At 41.6% G+C, this 19,763-nt stretch carries 15 protein-coding genes and 3 pseudogenes; 12 read left to right on the forward strand and 6 right to left on the reverse strand.

All coding sequences use genetic code 11. The annotated features are described in order from the left end of the window. Positions 1-36: 36 nt before the first annotated feature. A complete protein-coding gene (locus EPB74_RS01455) occupies positions 37-1,737 on the reverse strand; it encodes a phosphoethanolamine transferase (RefSeq protein ID WP_274902348.1) in 1,701 nt (566 codons plus the stop codon). Positions 1,738-1,890: 153 nt separating this feature from the next. Between EPB74_RS01455 and EPB74_RS01460 the strand changes: the two genes are divergently transcribed. After that, positions 1,891-2,376 carry a hypothetical protein gene (locus EPB74_RS01460; protein ID WP_274902349.1) on the forward strand — a complete coding sequence of 162 codons (486 nt, stop codon included), beginning with the start codon at positions 1,891-1,893 and terminating at the stop codon, positions 2,374-2,376. Between the two features lie 262 nt (positions 2,377-2,638). Further along, complete coding sequence (locus EPB74_RS01465; RefSeq protein ID WP_274902350.1) at positions 2,639-3,634, forward strand: phosphatase PAP2 family protein; 996 nt, start codon at positions 2,639-2,641, stop codon at positions 3,632-3,634. 251 nt (positions 3,635-3,885) lie between these two features. On the opposite strand, the gene EPB74_RS01470 is transcribed toward EPB74_RS01465, so the two are convergent. From EPB74_RS01470 to EPB74_RS01480, 3 genes and pseudogenes are all read right to left on the reverse strand, one after another. After that, positions 3,886-4,311: a hypothetical protein gene (locus EPB74_RS01470; protein ID WP_274902351.1), complete on the reverse strand. Its 426-nt coding sequence runs from the start codon at positions 4,309-4,311 to the stop codon at positions 3,886-3,888. Positions 4,312-4,385: 74 nt separating this feature from the next. After that, entirely contained in the window at positions 4,386-4,655 is a 270-nt protein-coding gene (locus tag EPB74_RS01475) for a hypothetical protein (RefSeq protein ID WP_274902353.1), read from the reverse strand. Between the two features lie 99 nt (positions 4,656-4,754). After that, positions 4,755-4,874 (reverse strand): annotated as a pseudogene (locus EPB74_RS01480) (IS1/IS1595 family N-terminal zinc-binding domain-containing protein); the annotation flags it as partial. Positions 4,875-5,235: 361 nt separating this feature from the next. On the opposite strand from EPB74_RS01480, the gene EPB74_RS01485 reads away from it, so the two are divergent. From EPB74_RS01485 to EPB74_RS01520, 8 genes and pseudogenes are all read left to right on the forward strand, one after another. Next, complete coding sequence (locus EPB74_RS01485; protein ID WP_274902354.1) at positions 5,236-6,387, forward strand: acyl-CoA dehydrogenase family protein; 1,152 nt, start codon at positions 5,236-5,238, stop codon at positions 6,385-6,387. 119 nt (positions 6,388-6,506) lie between these two features. After that, positions 6,507-7,715, forward strand: coding sequence for an acetyl-CoA C-acetyltransferase (locus EPB74_RS01490; RefSeq protein WP_274902356.1), 1,209 nt, complete (start codon positions 6,507-6,509; stop codon positions 7,713-7,715). A 56-nt stretch (positions 7,716-7,771) separates the two neighbouring features. Beyond that, entirely contained in the window at positions 7,772-9,967 is a 2,196-nt protein-coding gene (locus EPB74_RS01495) for a 3-hydroxyacyl-CoA dehydrogenase NAD-binding domain-containing protein (RefSeq protein ID WP_274902357.1), read from the forward strand. Next, positions 9,960-11,057 (forward strand): CaiB/BaiF CoA transferase family protein, encoded by a 1,098-nt coding sequence (locus EPB74_RS01500; protein ID WP_274902359.1) that lies wholly within the window; start codon positions 9,960-9,962, stop codon positions 11,055-11,057. The genes EPB74_RS01495 and EPB74_RS01500 overlap by 8 nt, the downstream gene beginning before the upstream one ends. Positions 11,058-11,118: 61 nt before the next feature. Then, positions 11,119-12,804 (forward strand): AMP-binding protein, encoded by a 1,686-nt coding sequence (locus tag EPB74_RS01505; protein WP_274902360.1) that lies wholly within the window; start codon positions 11,119-11,121, stop codon positions 12,802-12,804. A 144-nt stretch (positions 12,805-12,948) separates the two neighbouring features. Next, entirely contained in the window at positions 12,949-14,187 is a 1,239-nt protein-coding gene (locus EPB74_RS01510) for an outer membrane protein transport protein (protein ID WP_274902361.1), read from the forward strand. Between the two features lie 182 nt (positions 14,188-14,369). Next, entirely contained in the window at positions 14,370-15,395 is a 1,026-nt protein-coding gene (locus EPB74_RS01515) for an MBL fold metallo-hydrolase (RefSeq protein ID WP_274902362.1), read from the forward strand. A 135-nt stretch (positions 15,396-15,530) separates the two neighbouring features. After that, positions 15,531-16,666 (forward strand): annotated as a pseudogene (locus EPB74_RS01520) (RNA-guided endonuclease InsQ/TnpB family protein). Positions 16,667-16,739: 73 nt separating this feature from the next. Here EPB74_RS01520 and EPB74_RS01525 read toward each other — a convergent pair. After that, positions 16,740-17,447: a TetR/AcrR family transcriptional regulator gene (locus EPB74_RS01525; RefSeq protein WP_274902364.1), complete on the reverse strand. Its 708-nt coding sequence runs from the start codon at positions 17,445-17,447 to the stop codon at positions 16,740-16,742. Positions 17,448-17,734: 287 nt separating this feature from the next. Here EPB74_RS01525 and EPB74_RS01530 point away from each other — a divergent pair, with 287 nt between their 5' ends. Beyond that, a complete protein-coding gene (locus EPB74_RS01530; RefSeq protein ID WP_274902366.1) occupies positions 17,735-18,886 on the forward strand; it encodes an acyl-CoA dehydrogenase family protein in 1,152 nt (383 codons plus the stop codon). A gap of 170 nt (positions 18,887-19,056) precedes the next feature. Here EPB74_RS01530 and EPB74_RS01535 read toward each other — a convergent pair whose 3' ends face one another. Continuing rightward, positions 19,057-19,197, reverse strand: a complete 141-nt coding sequence (locus EPB74_RS01535; RefSeq protein WP_165767644.1) for a hypothetical protein — start codon at positions 19,195-19,197, stop codon at positions 19,057-19,059. A 67-nt stretch (positions 19,198-19,264) separates the two neighbouring features. Between EPB74_RS01535 and EPB74_RS01540 the strand changes: the two are divergent. Beyond that, positions 19,265-19,753, forward strand: a pseudogene (locus EPB74_RS01540) (glycosyltransferase); the annotation flags it as partial. Positions 19,754-19,763: the final 10 nt, after the last annotated feature.

Genomic DNA, 19,763 nt, shown 5'->3' on the forward strand with positions numbered 1-19,763 from the left:
TACTCTATAAAAAGCGTGAGGCGGATAAAAAGTAATTTAATGGGTAGTCTGGAAAAAAGTAGGTTCTGACGCCACTTCTTTACTCGTAATATTAAAGAAGCTTAGCAGGGTTGGCGTAATAAAGTCATGCGAAACTGGCTGCTTGATCATACTAGAGAGGCTATTGTTATCGATGCTGTTGCTACTAGGAGACCAGATAATGACTGGTACCTGCTTTTGAGCATTTGGTGCAATACCGTACGGTAGACCATGTAAATACACATTGTTTTCACCCAAACTTTCTCCATGATCACTAATATATACCATCACCACATCATAGTCTTGCTCGTAGGGTTTTAGCGTATCTATGACGGCATTTAAGAAGTAGTCGGTATAGCGAATCGCATTGTCATAACCGTTAATAACCGACTGATCATCGCATTTGGACAGTTCATTGGTCATACAGACTGGCTTATATTCTTCAAACTCTTTGGGGTAGCGCTTATAATAAGCAGGACCATGATTGCCCATTTGATGTAGTAAAATGAGTGTATCCTTTGGCTTAGCCGCTGATTTGACTAGCGTATCAAAATCATTAAGCATGCCAATATCGCGACACTCAACATCACAATTTGGATTTACCTCAGGCGTTTTATAATCTTCAACAGTCACGCGGTCTGCCACGCCTTTAGAGCTAGAGTTATTATCCCGCCAAATGACATTGACGCCTTGCTTATTGAGCGTATCTAGCACGTTTTCATTATACTCCGCAGTATCAACGTCGTAGTTTTCTCTATTAGAGTAACTAAACATACAAGGTACTGAATAAGCGGTAGAGGTGCCGCAAGAAGTCGCATTCTTAAAGCTATAAATATCTGGCTGGCTGGCAAGCAGTGGCATCGTATCGCGCTTATAGCCATTTAAGCCAATATGGTCAGCGCGAACCGTTTCACCGACTACGAATACCATCAGCTTAGGTTTTGTTGTACTACCGACAGGTGCTGTACGTTTCGCATCTGTCGCATGCAGTAGCAAGGTATCAGGGCGGCGTAGCTCATCGACATAATCGGTACCAAGTTTGATGACAGAATAAACAGGGGTAATGGGATTGGTATAACTACGCACTAGCTTATGCTGGCGAAAAAAGCTGGCATATTGATCTCCAAATGGTAATAGGCAGACTGCTATTATTGCAATAGACGTTATTAAAGTAACTAGCTTTTGCAATATTGATCGACGTACAGAGAGGCGCTTTATACGGATTTTACCGATAACAAAAGCTGGTAGCACACCTAATAACAGCAGCCGAATAACAAAGCTTGGTGCCATCAATCCCATCGCTTCTGCTTGGTCAGTCTGCAAGCTGTTAATCAACATATTACGGTCAAATATCGTTCCATAGGCATCAGTGAAGTAACCACATACTGCGGCAATTAGCACCATGGTAATCAGTACTACTTTTGCCGTAGGCCGATAACACAATAGCTGAAACAACAACCACATCAGTCCAAATAGTAAGCCGCTAAGAGAAGCTATAAAGCCAATGTTATTAGCAAATGTATAAATAGTGAGTACTTGCTTAAAGAAGCTCATATTTGCAGTAGCAACGAGATATAGTACAACGACGATAATAAGATAAGTCATATTGACTTCAAAATTATAGAGTATGCTTTTATCGCTGGTTGCAGTATTATTTTTGGAAAGGCTTATATTATTGGTTTCTGCAACGGCTGGCTCAGCAACTAAGTGTTTTGACATACACGCACTTCTTAATAGAATGAAGGAAGGTTTCATTTTTTAAGATAGCAATTACTCTGTTAAGAAGACGTTAAGAAGACTGAATAAAATGCGTGATTGATAACGGATTTTATATGGTATTTGATACTTTAAAGACTAATAAAGGCTGCTCACATGACTACTAAACAACTGCTTATTATTTTTCCTATGCTCTTAGGATCTGTTAATGCAATGGCGATGGTCGCTGAAGTGGAGGGCGATACAATTTGCACTACAGTGTCGCTGACCAATAAAAAAGTGCTGACAAAAACACCCTGTCGCTTTGAAGGTAACACAGGCGCTAGTATGGTTTACTTTGTTCAGCAGCTTAATTTTATAACAGCCTCTAATAAAACAGTCTCAACGATCAATAATGCTAGTTTTAGATTTGGTGATAATGGAGAAACGCTTGATCTAGAAGAAACTATCAGTATCAATGACAAACCAGCAGAGATCATAAAACTTAACTCACGCACTCTGAAGAAGTTGACTAAAATTGAAATGGACAATCTTCATAAAAAGAAGGTTCCTGATTTCTCCAAGGTTTTACACTGCTTTAAACCTATCAAAGAAAATACCGCTTTTTGTATTCCTTATAGCGTAATCTATGCCATGGCTTAATTTAAAGCATGTCGTAGGCCAATACAGTTGAGATGAACGGATAAGCTGCGTCTATCGTTTATACTGGCCTAAAAACTCTATAGCCAGTCCTAAATAAAATAAGGTCAAATATTATAACGCGCTACTGGGATAAATTTTCCTTGCTTGCTGTGCTCTTCGTCAGACAGAGGCAGCGCAAAACTTATCCCAGTAGCACTGTGTTTTTTGATAGTAGATCGACTATATATCTACAAAAAATGTCCCTAAAAGAGGGTTCTTATTCATGTTCACTGTCATTCAAACCAACCAGCAGTTAGTTATCTTAAGTGGTTTGGTTTTATTAGTGATTATTTTTTTATGGATTCTGCAATACTGCGTTATTCATTATGGCAAGAAATTACTTGCTCACGTAATGCGTTATTGGCTGTCATTTGACAAGTCTATTGGCCTAAGCAAACGACTGATCGTATTAAAAAATGATTACCCAAAACTATATCATTTGTTTTGGCAAAGACTTCATATCCAGCATTTTTATGGCTTACCTCTGACGTTTCTGTTGCTAGTCATGGGCTATACGTTGGCGTTGTTTCTTGGATTGGTTGAAGATGTCGTCACGTCAGACTCTATCGTGGCAATAGACTACTTTGTGTCACACCAGATGGCTCTACTGAGCGAATCATCAGTCGTAAATTTCTTTATTTTCATTACCAGTTTGGGCTCTACGCCCATTACATGCTTAGTGGCACTTTTAACCTGTATATTCTGCTGGGTGATTCGCCAACGCTATATAGTCATTGGATTACTAATAGCTACTTTAGGAAGTACGGTATTTACCTTCCTCAGTAAACTGTTGTTTCAGCGCGCCCGACCAGCAGATATTTTACTGTTTGAACAGACAAACTCCTTTCCAAGTGGACATGCGACGGTTACGGTTGCGTTATATGGGTTTATTGCCTACATGGCTATCCGTTTTAGCCACAGCTTTATCCGACAAGTCCGTATAGCGGTGATTGCCGTCTTTTTCGCTATAATGATAGGGTTAAGCAGAATCGTACTAAATGAGCACTATTTGAGTGATGTACTGGGAGGTTATTTAGTAGGTACGTTATGGCTCACGCTAGCGATTAGCGTAACAGAGTGGTTGAGCGTGAGGAGTAAAGTTAACTGGCAAATAGATTGGTTACCCTGTCATATTTATCTTGTTTGGCTCAGTGTTGTCTGTGTGCTGATTGGCACATTGATATATGCGGGAGTCTATCAATTTCCGCTTTTACTCTAAGCAGAATAAAGAGATAGTCGATAGTGAGCAGCCCGGAGATTACCTCAGACCGACTTTCTTGAGAGAAGGTTTCGGTGACAGAAGCAAAATATACTGCTGATATCTGATGATAACCGTGATTCCTTCGGCATATTGATTGTCTACTCATTAACTCAAGCAAAAATAGGGACACTACCCATACTCTGTTAATAAGAAAGCCACTTTCATTGAATGAAAGTGGCTTTTTTTGTCTAGCGTATTAAAAACAAGATTTAATTTGGATAGTTGTCAATTGGCCCTGTAGTTGGCAGCGTTACCCAAGTGCCTTCGTTTAAATGATTAGCGCGATTTACAGGCTGAGTATAAAAATTCAATGGTGCTTCAGGTGACTTCAGCAGCGCAATAGAAGCCTGTGCAGTTTCGGTGGTAGGTAGACCATATAGCGCGAACATTGCCTTTAAGTCATAGCCGATTATTTTAGAGCTGAGTACATACAGCATATCTGGACGACTTAGGTTTTTCTGATTAAACGCACCTAAACCCAATTCATTCTTTTCAGCTTGACTGGCTTTAGATAAATAAATCTGATTATACAGACGCTGTGAGGTATTCAATAAACGCATAAACTCAAGCACACCTTGCAGATCTGGTTTGGCTTTACCTTGATGTAATTTGGTGTAGTTGTGCGCCAATTGCATATGAACCGCTTGCTTAGCATTGTCACTGCCTTGCCATCAGCGTTTTTCCATATGTGCCCGCAGTGCTTCACCCGTTAAATTGGTGTTACGACTGTCTTTAATGTGGCTAAATCTACAATAGCCTCACCCTTATGTTTACCAAAGCTTAAATGCGTCGGTACACGTGCCATTTCACTAAACTCATATAGGCTCTCCATATCACTTATTTCATGACCCTGACTATTGGCCAAACCAATCAAACTATCGAGCACCAGCTCAGTTAAGTAAATGTCAGTAATGGCAGTATGTGCGTTCTTTGCTTGAGCTCGGGCTATATCTCGGTGAGAGTAGTAGAGAAAGGACACTAGCTTATGGCTCTCCAATGTAGGAGGAAGATGATTAGTCATAGGCTGCGTAACTAAAACCGCCCAAGTTTGTTTCTACGGTTTTGACGGCAGGGGTCAAACCGTCATCAGCCGTATTTTATCCTCTATTCTAGAGTGACAACTTTGGTAGGTTAACGCATGGTCGCCAATAAATTGACGCTTGCAGTCTTTACACCGGTAGTTCTGCTTGCCATAGCTTTATATATTGTTGATTGAAAAAACTGGAACTGTGACAGTCGGGGTAGCTAATATCTATTTGTGTCTTCATTATCTCAGATAATCGTTTTGCTTTGACTGTCACCCTCCTTTTATTTCCTCAGCATACTTTCTGATACACTACTAAACCGTAATAGTAATTATAATTACTATTACAAAAATGTTGGTTGCAATAGAATATTTACTATCCTAGTATATATCATAATATCAAACGCTTAAAAACGATAACTAACATTTATTTTACGGTAATTATAATTACTATTATAATATTTATTATTAGATTTTATATGCAAGTTTCAAATCACTTAACTATCACTCTATAACCTCGTCAAGGAAAGACACTATGAGTATTGAGAACTTAGCCCCAAACTGGATGACTGAAGAGCGCAAAATGGTATACGAGAATGCGCTCAAAATGTTCAAAGGTTGGGAACCAAAAGACGAACAATGGCGAAAAAATGGCATGATCGACCGTGAGGCTTGGAATGAAGCAGGCGAAAACGGTTTTTTGTGTGCCTCAATGCCTGAAGAGTATGGTGGTGGTGGTGGCGATTTTCGTGATGAAGTAGCGATTATTTATGCCCAAGCAGAATCTAATCAGTCAGGTTTTGGGGGGATTGTGCACTCAGGTATCGTCGCTCCTTACCTTTTAAATCATGCTACCGAAGAGCAGAAGAAAGAGTGGTTACCGAAAATGGCTAGCGGTGAATATATCGCAGCTATCGCGATGACTGAACCGGGTACAGGCTCTGATTTACAAGCGCTCAAAACTTATGCGGTAAAAGATGGCGATGACTACATCATTAATGGCTCAAAAACTTTTATCACCAATGGTCAGCATGCCAATCTAATTCTGCTCGCGTGTAAAACGGATCGTGATAAAGGCGCTCAAGGTGTCTCGCTTATTATAGTAGAGACCGACAACCTAGAAGGATTTGAGCGTGGTCGTAATTTGGATAAAGTTGGCCTACCTTCTCAGGATACTTCAGAGCTTTTCTTTAGCAATATGCGTGTGCCGCAAAAGAATCTTTTAGGCCCAATAGAAGGGATGGGTTTTATTCAGATGATGCAAGAGCTCCCTCGTGAGCGCTTAATTATTGCGCTAACAGGCATTGGGGCTATGAAGCTGGCTATTAATATTACTCTTGATTATGTCAAACAACGTGAAGCTTTTGGCAAACCTATTTGGAAATTTCAAAATACCAAATTTAAAATGGCAGAATGCTACGCTAATTATTTAGCCGCGCATAGTATGTGTGATTTGGCGATAGATGCCATCATGGAGAAAAGGCTCTCTATTCCTCATGCCTCACTAATTAAATACTGGGTCACTGAAAAGCAGTGTGATGTGATAGATGAGTGTGTGCAACTGTTTGGGGGTTATGGTTATATGAAAGAGTATCCTATTGCGCGTCTGTATGCCGATGCTCGGGTACAAAAGATATATGGCGGCACCAATGAGATCATGAAAGAACTTGCGGCGCGCTTTATGTAAACTTATAGCTAGAATTAAGATAGAGTAAAGCTAGCATTATTAGTAAGATTCTATTTTATAATAAATTTAGTTGTTAATTTGATATTTACTACCCATTTTAAGAAAAAAAGGATTTTTTTATGACTGAGACCGCTTACATCTATGACAGTATTCGTACGCCGCGTGGTAAGGGCAAAAAAGATGGCTCTCTATACCAAGCTTCACCCATATGGCTAGTTCGTGGTTTATTACAGGAAATGGAGCAGCGTCATGGTTTAGACACTAGCTTAGTCGATGATGTTGTATTAGGCTGCGTTACGCCAGTTGGCGAACAAGGGGCTGATATTGCTCGCATTGCAGTACTCGATGCGGGTTGGGATCAAAGCGTTGCTGGCGTAACGCTTTCTAGATATTGTGCTTCAGGGCTTGAGTCCATTAATCTGGCTGCCGCTAAAGTTATGTCTGGTATGGAAGAGATGGTAGTGGCTGGTGGCGTCGAATCCATGAGCCGTGTCCCAATGGGATCAGACGGCGGTGCTTGGTACATGGATCCGCGAGTCAACGCAGCGACTGCCTTTGTACCACAAGGAGTAGGTGCTGATACTATTGCAACGCTCAAAGGTTTTAGTCGAACTGATGTCGATGAATTCGCCACTGAATCACATCGCCGCGCTGCTAATGCTTGGGAAAAAGGCTACTTTGATAAATCAGTAGTTCCTGTTAAAGACCTCAATGGCATGCTGCTACTAGATAAAGATGAGACTATCCGTCCGAGTACTACGGTGGAGACTTTAGCAGGATTGAATCCCTCGTTTATTATGCCAGGTCAGATGGGTTTCAATAGCGTTATCTTGGATAAATACACTACCATTGAAAAAGTAAACCACGTCCATCATGCTGGAAACTCTTCAGGTATCGTTGACGGTGCGGCATTATGTTTAGTCGGTAGCGCTGCTGCTGGCAAAAAAGCCGGTCTCAAACCGCGTGCCAAAATCACTATGGCTGCAGTCATAGGTTCAGAACCGGCCATTATGCTAACGGGTCCTACGCCTGCCTGCCAAAAAGCATTAGATAAAGCTGGGATGAAAGCCTCAGATATCGATCTTTGGGAAATTAACGAAGCTTTTGCTGTCGTACCACTGAATACCGCTAATGACTTTGGCATCTCTCTAGATATCGTCAACGTCAATGGTGGAGCTATCGCCATGGGTCATCCGCTAGGTGCAACGGGCGCTATGCTTATGACTACCGTGCTTGATGAGCTAGAGCGCCGTGACCTCAAAACGGCGATGATTACTCTGTGCGTAGGTGGTGGCATGGGTATTGCGACTATTATTGAGCGGGTATAAAACCGCTATTTATTGAATAAAAAATGATGACTTTGAGATCATTTAAAGGATAAAAAATGACTACAAATACAGCAAGTAGCGCTATAGACAGCATCGATGCTATAAATAAGCTAACAAATTTTTCAGCGCAGCGTGACGATGACGGCATTATCACCGTAACTATCGATCAAAGCGATCGCAAAATGAATGTCATCGGTGATGGTTTTACAGACGCTTTTTCCGCCTTGACTGAAAGCTTTATCAGTGATGAGTCTGCTAAAGGCTTAATCCTGACGTCGGCAAAAGACACCTTTGTCGTTGGTGCAGATATTGATCAACTCTCTAAAATAGAAACGGCTGAACAAGCCTTTGATTTGGTCGAGGATTTAAAAAGTAGCCTGCGTAAACTTGAAACTTCAGGTAAGCCAGTAGTTGCTGCCATGACAGGAACGGCTCTAGGTGGTGGTTTGGAGATTGCCTTGGCGTGTCATTATCGCATAGCAATTGATAGTCCTAAAACTAAACTGGGTTTGCCTGAAGTCAAATTAGGATTGTTGCCAGGTGGCGGTGGTACTCAGCGTCTACCTAGATTAGTTGGTATTCAAAAAGCTCTTGAGCTAATGACGCAAGGATTAGAGCTACGTCCTAAAGCAGCAATGGACATTGGTCTTATTGATGCTACCGCTACTGATAACGATGACATGTTAGTGCAGGCAAAAGAGTGGATCAAAGCCAACCCGAAAGTACAGCAACCTTGGGACAAAAAAGGCTTCAAAATTCCTGGCGGTAATAGCATGCATCCTAAAGTGGTGCAAGTATTCTCTATCGCTCCTGCTATGGCCAATCAAAAGTCACATGGCAACTATCCAGCGATCACCCATATCATGTCCAGTGTCTTTGAAGGCTGTATCGTCGATATAGATACTGGATTAAAGATCGAATCACGATTCTTTGTCGCTTGTGTGCTGTCTGCTGAATCTAAAAATATGATCGGTACCCTTTGGACTCAGCTTAATAGCATCAAAAAAGGCCAGTCACGTCCAGACGGCTTTGAGCGCTATAAAACTAAGAAGGTCGGTATTCTCGGTGCCGGCATGATGGGTGCAGGGATCGCTTATGTCACTGCCAAAGCAGGTATAAACGTTGTGCTATTAGATACCGAAATAGCCGGTGCTGAAAAAGGTAAAGCTTACTCTACTAATATCTTAGATAAAGCGATCAGTCGTAAACGCTCTACCGAAGATAAAAAGCAGGCACTACTAGAGCGTATTAAGCCAACCGTTTCTTATGATGATTTGGCAGACTGCGACCTGATTATTGAAGCGGTGTTTGAAAACCGTGAAATCAAGGCAAAATGTACGCAGCAATCTGAAGCGGTCATTCCTGAATCAGCCGTCTATGCATCCAACACTTCAACCTTACCGATAACGGGATTAGCTGAAGCAAGCAAACGTCCGCAGCAATTTATTGGGCTACATTTCTTCTCACCAGTCGATAAAATGCCACTGGTTGAGATTATTGTTGGCGAAAAAACCGATGATGAAACTTTAGCCAGAGCTTTTGACTATGTAGTGCAAATAGGTAAAACGCCTATCGTTGTCAATGATAGTCGCGGGTTTTATACTTCGCGGGTCTTTGGCACTTATGTGTCAGAAGGCGTAGCAATGTTGGGCGAGGGCGTGCATCCACGTAGTATCGAAGTTGCTGGCATGAAAACAGGTATGCCAATGCCACCATTAGCGCTACAAGATGAAGTGTCATTGAGTCTAGCCTTGCATGTCATCGAACAGCAACAGAAGGATATGGAAGCTGAAGGCAGAACGATGGACATGCCTCCCTCCTATGATATTCTCAATACCTTTGTCAATGAGCATGATCGTGAAGGTAAAAAGAACGGCAAAGGCTTTTATGACTATCCAGAAAAGGGTGATAAGCACTTATGGTCCGAGCTGACTACGCTTTATCCAACCACAGCAGAACAACCTTCGCAACAAGATTTAGTCGATCGTTTGATGTTTATTCAGGCCAATGAGTCCGCTAAGTGCTATGAGGAAAATGTGGTGCGTTCTGTGGCTGATACCAATATCGGTTCTATCTTTGGCTGGGGATTTTCCCCGCATCAAGGTGGTACCTTACAATTTATTAACTCTATGGGCGTAGATAAGTTTGTAGCCCGCAGCCGTGAGCTAGCAGAGCAATATGGCGAGCGTTTTGAGCCTGCAAACATCTTGGTGAAGATGGCTGAAAAAGACGAGGAGTTTGTTGATGGCTAATAATGATATTTCAAATACATCATCAGCTATTAGTCAAATGAGCGACTGCTTACAAGGATTGCGAGTCATTGATTTGACCCGCAATCTACCTGGGCCTTTTGCGACACGTTTGCTTGCTGATTTAGGTGCAGAGATCACAAAGATTGAGCCAAAAAATGGTGACCCTGCTCGCGCTTTGGGTGGATTGTTCGAAGCCTTAAACCACGGAAAAACTATTGAGAAAATAGACTTTCGAGATCCAAAAGGTATCGAATCTATCAAAGCTCATATTGCAGATGCTGATGTCATGCTCGATAGCTTTCGCCCAGGCGTACTAGAAGGTATGGGATTAGATGCCAAAACCATTCATGCTATAAACCCTAAATTGGTCATGGTATCAATTACGGGGTATGGACTAGCAGCAGAAAATAGTGACATTAAGCATGGGTGGGCTGACAAAGCCGGTCATGATATCAACTTTATGGCGATGAGTGGGGTGCTTGACCAGTTACGGACAGCAAAGGGTGAGCAAGCCATGCCCAATGTGCAGTTTGCAGATTTGGCCGGTGGTAGTGATACCGCGGTAATAGCCTTACTCGCTGCTGTATTCGCCGCCCAGCGCACCGGCAAAGGACGGCATGTCGCGGTAAGTATGACCCATAGTTTATATAATCATATGATCATGCCCAAAGCGACAGGAACGCTAGTCAAAAGCTTCTCCGGTCAAAATCCGCCGCCGCACTATGACTTCTTAGGTGGGCTATTGCCTTGTTATCGCCTATATCAAACCTCAGACGGTCGTTATATGGCGGTCGGCTCGTTAGAGTTGAAATTCTGGCAGGGGTTATGTGAGGTATTGCAACTACCGGACTTAAAAACCGCACACTGGCAAATGGGTGTTATGCCAAACACGCCAGCTAGTAAAGAGGCGGCTAAAACTATTGCTGAAACCTTTGCTAGCCAGCCGCTTGAAATCTGGCAGCAAGCTTTTGAATCAGCAGATGTCTGCGTGACTCCAGTGCTGACACTTGAGGAGGCCAAAGCACACCCGTTATTTGCTCATCAAGACCAGCATCACACGACCCTAGGCTGGCAAGATATCAAAGACTAGCTTTTATATACCCAGCTTTAACATTATCTATTTTTAAATTAATTACCAAGGAAGGTAAGTTATGGATAAGTTTTGGACACAGAGTTACCCCAGCGGAGTAGAAGCACAGATAGCGCCGTTACATAATACAATTATTGACATCTTCGATGACAAACTATCTGAATATGCCAATCAAGATTTTATTACTAATATGGGAGTCACTTACACCTATGGGCAAATTGACAAAATATCATTAACTATTGCCGCTTGGATTCAAAGTCTAGGACTAGCGAAGGGGTCAGTTATAGGGATTATGATGCCTAATGTCAATCAATACCTACCTGTTGTCATAGGAGTAATTCGTGCGGGCATGGTAACGACCTTAATTAACCCACTATACAGTCCCCGTGAACTAAAGCACCAATTGGTTGATTCTAATGCGTCAGCAATATTTATCTTAGAACCCTTCTGTAATACACTCGAAAAAATAGTTAAAGAGACACCAGTCAAAACCGTGGTCATTAGTAAAATAGGGGATATGCTCGGATCTGCAAAAGGTACACTCGTAGATATCGCCGCAAAATATGTAAAAAAAGCAATTCCAAGCTACGAGTTAAAACCCAATCCTAGTTATAAGGTAATTAGCTATAAATCTGTCTTAAAACAAGCCAAAAGCTTACCCTATTCTCGACCTACTGCAGAAGCCGATGACTTGCTGATGTTGCAATATACCGGCGGCACTACTGGTGTGGCTAAAGGTATTTTAATCACTAATCGAAATGTTGCGATAGCCACTTACCAGTTCATTGAATGGTTCAAACCTGTTTATGCCAATATGTCTGCTAATACGCAGATGCACAGCATTATTGCTTTGCCGCTTTATCATATCTATGCCTTTATTTGCTCGATGGTAGGATTAAGTGTGGGGCAACATCTAACCTTAATCACAAATCCACGTGATATCCCTGGATTTGTCAAAATATTAGCCAAGCGTCCTTTCCATCTATTGCCTGGCGTTAACACCTTGTTTCAAGCCTTAGTGAATAATGCTGAATTTAGGAAGTTGGACTTTTCTGAATGCAAATTGACCTTAGTAGGCGGTATGGCTGCGACACCCGAAACTGCTAAGCGCTGGCTTGAAGTCACCGGCTTACCTATCCTTGAAGGTTGGGGGATGTCAGAGACGCTTGGGGTTGGGACCGCTAATCCATTCGATGGTACTGAGTACAGTGGTAACGTCGGCTTGCCTCTACCTGGAGTAGATATCGATATTCGTGATGATGAGGGTAATATCCTTACCATAGGTGAGGTTGGTGAGATGTGCATCAAAGGCGATAATGTCATTACACACTATCATAACATGGATAGTAGTCAATTTTTTACCGCAGATGGCTATTTAAAAACAGGTGATATCGCTTCTATGAATGAGCAGGGCGCTATCAAGATTTATGACCGCAAAAAAGACATGATTATCGTTAGCGGTTTTAATGTTTACCCTAACGAAGTCGAAAACGTCATCGAAGCACATCCCAAGGTAGCCGAATGTTCGGTAGTTGGTGTAGAAGACGAGTTACAAGGTCAATCGATCAAAGTTTACATCGTAAAATCTGATAAAAGTTTGAATGAAAGTGATATTAAAGCGTTCTGTAAAGAAAGTTTGGCGGCCTATAAATGCCCACGCCATATCGAGTTTATAGCAGAGTTACCTAAATCAACCGTTGGCAAAATACTGCGCCATGAGCTGAGAAAAGCGGCTAATGAAGCTTAGTGGCAATATAGTTTATGATTTTCAACTGCGAGGTTTATTAAAGATAGCTTTTTTACGGTAAGATTTTTTATAGGTAGTACTAAAGCAGTGAATTACTGGATGACAATGGATGTCATTTATTCTGACTATCAAGGAGAACACAAAATGTCGAATTTAAACTTATCTAAACTTTCCTGCGCGCTTGCCGCTCTATCTTTAACTTCACTTGCAGGCGCTGCAGGGCTAGATCGTTCGGGTCAACCGAGTGAGGATTTTAGCTCTAGTGGTACCATAGCTTATATCAGTGCCTATCAAATTAGTCCTGATATCTCAGGCAAAGAGTCAAACGGCGACAATATACCCGATATTGGGGAAAAGTATGAAGGCTATGGTTACGGTGTCAAAACTGACATCAATGACAGGTTTAGTGTTGGCGTATTTTATGACCAACCTTTGGGTGCCAAAATTCTTTACCAAGGTGACAACTCACTTACTAACATCAATGCTGTAAACAATGATCGTAAACAAACGGTAGTTGATGTCAGTACAGATAATTTCACAGGCTTATTAGGCGTTAATTTAGGAGCTAATAACAACTTCAAAATTTATGGTGGCCCAGTACTACAAAAAATTGAGGGTGAATTGGCCATTAATAGTAAAAACCCAGCACTTGCTGCTGTAAACGGTTACACGCTTAACATCCCAAAAAATGAGGCTTATGGTTACATGGTTGGGGCAGCTTACGTTAAGCCTGAAATCGGCTTAAAAGCGGCGATTACTTATCGTTCAGAAATTGACCATGATGTGAATTATGCAGAGTCTATGCCATACATTATTGGTGTCAACACTCAATTACCGCCCGCACTACGATTAGATGCCACCCAAACTAAGGAAAAAGAGCTTACTACCCCTAAATCAGTAAATATTGACTTTCAAACCGGTCTTAATCCCACTACCTTATTAACCGCCAAAGCTCGCTGGGTTCCTTGGAGTGGTTTTAATATAACGCCGCCCTTGTTAGATGAAAATGGCGTCGCTTTAAATGCTTTACAAGGTAAGGTTGTAGACGAAGTAAGGCTGTTGGAATATGATAAAGACTCTTATATGCTTGAAGTAGGATTGGGTAAGCGTCTAACGCCAAAATTCGCGGTATCAGGTTCGATTGGTTGGGATAGCGGTGCTGGTAATCCAGTGTCACCTTTAGGACCTACCGAAGGCTATTATAGCGTTGGCCTTGGGGCAAAATATAATTTGACGCCTGAGTGGGCAGTATCTGCTGGTGCTAAGTATCTGATGTTAGGCGATGCAGAAGGTCTATTGGCTTCTAGTGGTACGAAAATCGGTCAATTTGAAGACAATGATGCTTATCTTGTAGGATTAAAGCTATCCTATGCCGCAAAATAAAGTCTCATAAATTACGTTAAGTTAGGCATAGCTATAAGCTTTTCATCTAAAGGCTTATAGCTTATTTTTTTAAAGTAAATTTATTATTAAGTAATTATTTGCTTAATAGTTCAATTCATTATACCTCTCAATACTGTTTTAACTAACATCAAAAATCTGAACAATAGCTATCAGGTAACAGCATGAATAAACTAAATAATAGATTTAACCCACCAGATTTTGGTGAGTTAATTAGGGTCGCTGATGGGGTGCTGTGGACTCGGATGAAGATACCGGGCAAACTTGATCACATTAACATCTATCTTATTGAAGATACTGACGGCTGGTTTATTGTCGATACTGGCCCACAATCGACTGAAAATCAGGAGCTTTGGAAAACCTTATTAAGTAACTTACCGGGTAAAGCCAAAGTAACGGGTATTCTAGTTACCCATTCTCATCCAGATCACATAGGGCTAGCTGGATGGCTACAGGACTATTGCGCTGCGCCTCTATATATTTCTGAAAAGGAAATGCGTCAAGCGCTGAATGAGCAAAACTATCGTAATACTAAAGACTATGAGGGTCTAAATCGATTTTATCAGCAGTTGGATGCATCACCAGCAGACATGGAAGGCTTAGAGGAGGGTTTATCATTTTTTGATACGCTTTATGGGCCACTACCTACTGAGGTAACCCTCGTAAAGTCTGGTGATACCATACAGATAGGAGGCGCGCCTTGGAGTCTTTGGTCTGGATCAGGGCATTCTATAGAGCATATCTGTCTACAAAAAGCCTCAGGCGATATTTTAATCTCAGGCGACCAAATCATTGCTCATATTACTCCCTTTGTTGGCATTAGTTATATGAGCCAAGAGGCTGACCCTCTAGCCGGTTGGCTGTATAGCTTAAATGATATGCTAGACTGGATAAGCCCCAAAGCTTTAGTCTTACCTGCGCACAATAAGCCTTTATATCATGGCGAGCAGCGAGTGCAACAAGTCATAGCGCATCACCAACACTGCTTAGAGAAACTGCTAGCAAGCCTCACTGAGTGGCATACCGTAAATGGCTTAAGTACGGTATTAGGCTGGAAGAATAAGCGCGGCTTTGCACGCTGTCTTGCTCTTGAAGAAACCTTTGCGCACGTTACTTTTTTAGTCAATAGCGGTCAAGTGGTCTGCGATGACTCGGACCCATCAGGAATTTTACGTTATCATTTGGCTTAGAGCAAGCTGCTGAATCTTTATCAAAAAGCGCCGTAAAACCACGTCATTTCTAGGGCATGGATATCAGGCGTCAGCTAGTGTCGCTCAGCCTCAAACAGCCTTGTCAACCAAACTCTTTGAGCTCATAATTACCTAATGAAAACGCTCAAACTACGCATCAAAGACAAACACGCTAATCAGCTAAATATCTTGGCTGGGTCGGTTAACTTTGTCTGGAATTACGTCAATGAGCTCAGTTTTAAACACTTGCAGCGCACAGGACTCTTCTTTTCAGCCTACGACCTAGCCAACTACACCAAAGGTGCGGGTGAATATCTAAACTTGCATAGCCAAACCTTGCAAGCTATGGCGGAAACCCATGCCAAAAGCCGCAAACAATTTAAGAAAGCCAAGTTAAATTGGCGTACCAACCACCCTAAAGCTAAACGTAAAAGTCTAGGCTGGATACCGTTTAAAAAGACCGCCATCAAGCACCTAGCAACCAGACAGACTGGTAAAAAGAGCTTAAAGTCCACCATTCAGCTCAGCCTTGCCAAAGGCCAGAAACTCACCATAGATCTCTGGGACAGCTACAACTTAGCGCTCTACAGCATTAATACTTGTGAGCTGGTGCAAGATGCTCGTGGTCATTGGTATGCCTGTATTACCGTTAAAGAATTTCCAAAAACAGCATGTGGTGACGGTCGAGCTGGTATTGATTTAGGCTGCAAAGATGCAGCAGTGAGTAGTGATGGTGATGTACTAACCACTAAATTGACCCATAAATATGCTGAAAAACTGGCCATTGCTCAGCGGGCTAACAACAAAAAGCGGGTTAAGGCTATTCACGCCAAGATCAAAAATACCCGCCAAGACCTCATTCATAAATTCACTAATAAACTTGTCAAAGCCAACAGCTTAATTGTTGTTGGTAAAATAAAATCACAATCATTTACTTCAAGCAAACTTGCCAAATCCGTCTATGACGCGGGTTGGTTTGAGATTAAGCGGCAACTGGATTACAAATGCGCGAACGCAGGTTGCCACTATATCGAAGTCAATGAAGCGTACACCACCCAAACCTGCTCGTGTTGCGGCTCACGCCAAAACAGTCCGAAAGGTAGAGCAGATCTTGGAATCAGAGAATGGCTTTGCAGTTCTTGTCAAACTGTCCATAACAGAGACGTTAATGGAGCAAAAAACATTCTCGCGGTCGGGCTTGGCCGTCTTTAGTAGGAATCCCCTTCACTTTTAGGGAGGGGAGGAAGTCAAAAAGCGGTAATGAGCTCTAAGCAAAGGTTCTAACTAGCAGTAGTAAAGCGAATCTCTGATAGCCATCTTTCTTTAAGATGCGTTTATAAGGACTTAAGGCGCTGATACCTCAGGTTTAGACATGGAGCGCCATAATATATCAAATAGCGCGTCAAAATTTGCATTGAGCGGTGCGTCTGCTTGACGAATAGTTTGCATAATACCGAGGCGACTGATAAATCCCATAAAGACATCAAATAGAATATTTAATGGAACCGTATCGACGAGAACTCCTCGCTTTTGACCATCCTGAAGCACACTCAAAAAAGCATTAATGAGGTCTTTATTATTGTAAATAGCAATGTTATGAAAACGTGATATGGATACTTTAGATAACACCATCACTGCGTCAGGATGAGTATCTACAAAATCTAAGCACACCCATAGCGTTTTGCGTAGACGATCTTCCACACTATCAATGCCTTGCAGATGATCCATCATCCTTGTTGCTAGCCTGCCTAGTACTAAATCCATAATGGTATAAAGTACGGTTTGCTTATCACCAAAATATTTATATAGCGTTTGCAACGAGACGTTTGCAGCCTTTGCAATTTGTATCATCGTAATATCGCTGGCATCATTGCCAGCAAAAAGTTGGCGCACTGCTTTTTCTATTTTGTCTAATGTGGCAGGGCGCATATCGGATAATGGTGCTAAAGCTAAAGGCTCAGTTTGGGCATCTATTTTGGATAGATTTTTACTCTTTTTTTTATCAGTGCCACTTTTAACATTTGGTGGCGATTTTGACCGAGAGGTTTTCATTTTTAATATCTCCTTTATAGCATTAGCTTCTAAATAACCTCTAAGTAGTTTCTAAAAATTCTCACTAAATACCCTATGATAATTTTAATTACCATTATAAGGTACTTCATTGCAAATATGATATTAATTTCATAAGATAATACAGGTAAACAGTAGCACTAATAAAGAATATATATTTTATACATAAAGGTAATAATAATTACTATTAATATAATTAATATATATCGTTTTGTGGCTTTTTAAAAATTTAACATCAGCTCAATTAATAAACTATCAAGGAAGACCTTATGACTATTGCCTGTTTTAAACCGCAGTGGATGGACGAAGAGATTGAGATGCTGCACGAGAGTGCTTTAAAGCTGTTTAAAAGTTGGGAGCAACACGATGAAAAATGGCGTGAAAGTGGCATGCTTGATCGCGAGGCTTGGTTAGAAGCTGGCGAGATGGGCTTTTTATGTGCCTCTATGCCAGAAGAATATGGCGGGGCAGGCGGTGATTTTCGTCACGAAACGGCGCTCATTTACGCGCAAGCTGAAGCTAACATGTCAGGATTTGGTGGGTCTTTGCACTCTGGTATCGTTGCACCTTATATCCTGCATCACGGTACTGAAGAGCAAAAGCAGAGATGGTTACCGAAAATGGCGACTGGTGAGCTAATCGGTGCTATAGCTATGACTGAACCTGGTACTGGCTCGGATCTACAAAACATCAAGACGTATGCGACAAAAGAAGGTGATGATTATATTATCAATGGCTCAAAGACCTTTATAACTAACGGTCAATTGGGTAATTTGATTATAGTTGCCTGTAAGACTACTAGAGACGAAGGCGCAAAAGGCGTTTCGTTAATAGTCGTTGAGACTGATAATTCCCCAGGGTTTGAGCGTGGTAATAAACTCAAAAAACTCGGTATGGCGTCACAAGATACCTCTGAGCTGTTCTTCAATAACATGCGTGTTCCACAAAAGAATCTATTGGGTACAGTGGAAGGTATGGGTTTTATGCAGCTAATGCAGGAATTACCGCAAGAACGTCTGTTAGTCGCCCTAGCAGGGGTGGGTGCTATGAAATTAGCGCTTGATTTGACTATTGACTACACTAAAGAGCGTACTGCCTTTGGTAAACCAGTATGGGGCTTTCAAAATACGCGCTTCAAATTAGCCGAATGTAATAGTCATTATATTGCTTCGAGTGCGCTATGTGATGCCGCTATCGAAGCACTGCTTAAAAAAGAGCTTACCGTTCAACATGCTGCCTTAATCAAATACTGGGTGACTGAGAAGCAATGCATTGTGATGGATGAATGCGTGCAGTTATTCGGCGGTTACGGCTATATGATGGAATATCCTATCGCTCGACTATATGCCGATGCACGGGTACAAAAAATTTATGGCGGCACCAATGAGATTATGAAAGAGCTGGCTTCACGCTTTATGTAACTTTCAAACCCCAGTATTGACAACATTACTTGAATAAAATACCAAATGACAAAAGGTTGCTAGCAACCTTTTTACGGCCGATGAGATTGAATCAGTAACTAAATTTATTCAACATAGTAATAATCATACCCATTCAATAACGAGGTGATTGATACCTAAGAAATTATAAATTAGCCTGTTATGAGAAGAAGATATTTAGCCATCGCATTGGTACAATTTAACTTGGGATCATCAGTCACGCCAGCAACTTTAAGAGCACCTATATCAAAATCAATATTTTGACCAATCAAGTTCTCAACACTGTTAGGCATTCTAAAATCGGTATTAGGTAGCTCATTCGCAACATCTTCATCACATATATGTGATATCGCTATGTGCTGTGACTATCAATGTGTGGGACAAGTGAGAGACATCGGCATTCGTCATGCAATCGCAAATGGTGCGACATGGCTTGCCTGTACAGATGCTGACTCAGTTGTAGCTGTGGATTGGTTAGCACAGCAGATTGAACATATTAGCCACCAACCGACAGATATGATTTGCGGCGTGGTGGACGTTGATAGCTGGGCACATTTGACACCGAAAACTCGAGAAAATTATATCGATCATTACCAAGATAGGATGGGACATCATCATATTCATGGGGCAAATTTAAGCTTTAGCAGTGACGCTTATCTTGCTGTGGGTGGCTTCGCTCATATAGCTTGTCATGAAGATGTGGATTTGGTCGGAAAATTTAAAGCGCAAGGATTTGCCATTATTTGGAGTAATCGCGTCCGTGTGATGACCAGTAGTCGGTTGCAAGCTCGGGCAACCGGAGGTTTTGCAGCATTTCTAAACAATTTAGAACAAAACAATCCACATTAAGATACGTAAT

The organism is Psychrobacter sp. DAB_AL62B (genome assembly GCF_028895345.1).
Taxonomy (GTDB): Bacteria; Pseudomonadota; Gammaproteobacteria; order Pseudomonadales; family Moraxellaceae; genus Psychrobacter.

Coding starts and splice junctions, on each gene's coding strand:
- EPB74_RS01455 (WP_274902348.1), bottom strand. CDS start 1,737: ATGTCAAAACACTTAGTTGCTGAGCCAGCCGTTGCAGAAACCAATAAT.
- EPB74_RS01460 (WP_274902349.1), top strand. CDS start 1,891: ATGACTACTAAACAACTGCTTATTATTTTTCCTATGCTCTTAGGATCT.
- EPB74_RS01465 (WP_274902350.1), top strand. CDS start 2,639: ATGTTCACTGTCATTCAAACCAACCAGCAGTTAGTTATCTTAAGTGGT.
- EPB74_RS01470 (WP_274902351.1), bottom strand. CDS start 4,311: ATGCAATTGGCGCACAACTACACCAAATTACATCAAGGTAAAGCCAAA.
- EPB74_RS01485 (WP_274902354.1), top strand. CDS start 5,236: ATGAGTATTGAGAACTTAGCCCCAAACTGGATGACTGAAGAGCGCAAA.
- EPB74_RS01490 (WP_274902356.1), top strand. CDS start 6,507: ATGACTGAGACCGCTTACATCTATGACAGTATTCGTACGCCGCGTGGT.
- EPB74_RS01495 (WP_274902357.1), top strand. CDS start 7,772: ATGACTACAAATACAGCAAGTAGCGCTATAGACAGCATCGATGCTATA.
- EPB74_RS01500 (WP_274902359.1), top strand. CDS start 9,960: ATGGCTAATAATGATATTTCAAATACATCATCAGCTATTAGTCAAATG.
- EPB74_RS01505 (WP_274902360.1), top strand. CDS start 11,119: ATGGATAAGTTTTGGACACAGAGTTACCCCAGCGGAGTAGAAGCACAG.
- EPB74_RS01510 (WP_274902361.1), top strand. CDS start 12,949: ATGTCGAATTTAAACTTATCTAAACTTTCCTGCGCGCTTGCCGCTCTA.
- EPB74_RS01515 (WP_274902362.1), top strand. CDS start 14,370: ATGAATAAACTAAATAATAGATTTAACCCACCAGATTTTGGTGAGTTA.
- EPB74_RS01525 (WP_274902364.1), bottom strand. CDS start 17,447: ATGAAAACCTCTCGGTCAAAATCGCCACCAAATGTTAAAAGTGGCACT.
- EPB74_RS01530 (WP_274902366.1), top strand. CDS start 17,735: ATGACTATTGCCTGTTTTAAACCGCAGTGGATGGACGAAGAGATTGAG.
- EPB74_RS01535 (WP_165767644.1), bottom strand. CDS start 19,197: ATGCCTAACAGTGTTGAGAACTTGATTGGTCAAAATATTGATTTTGAT.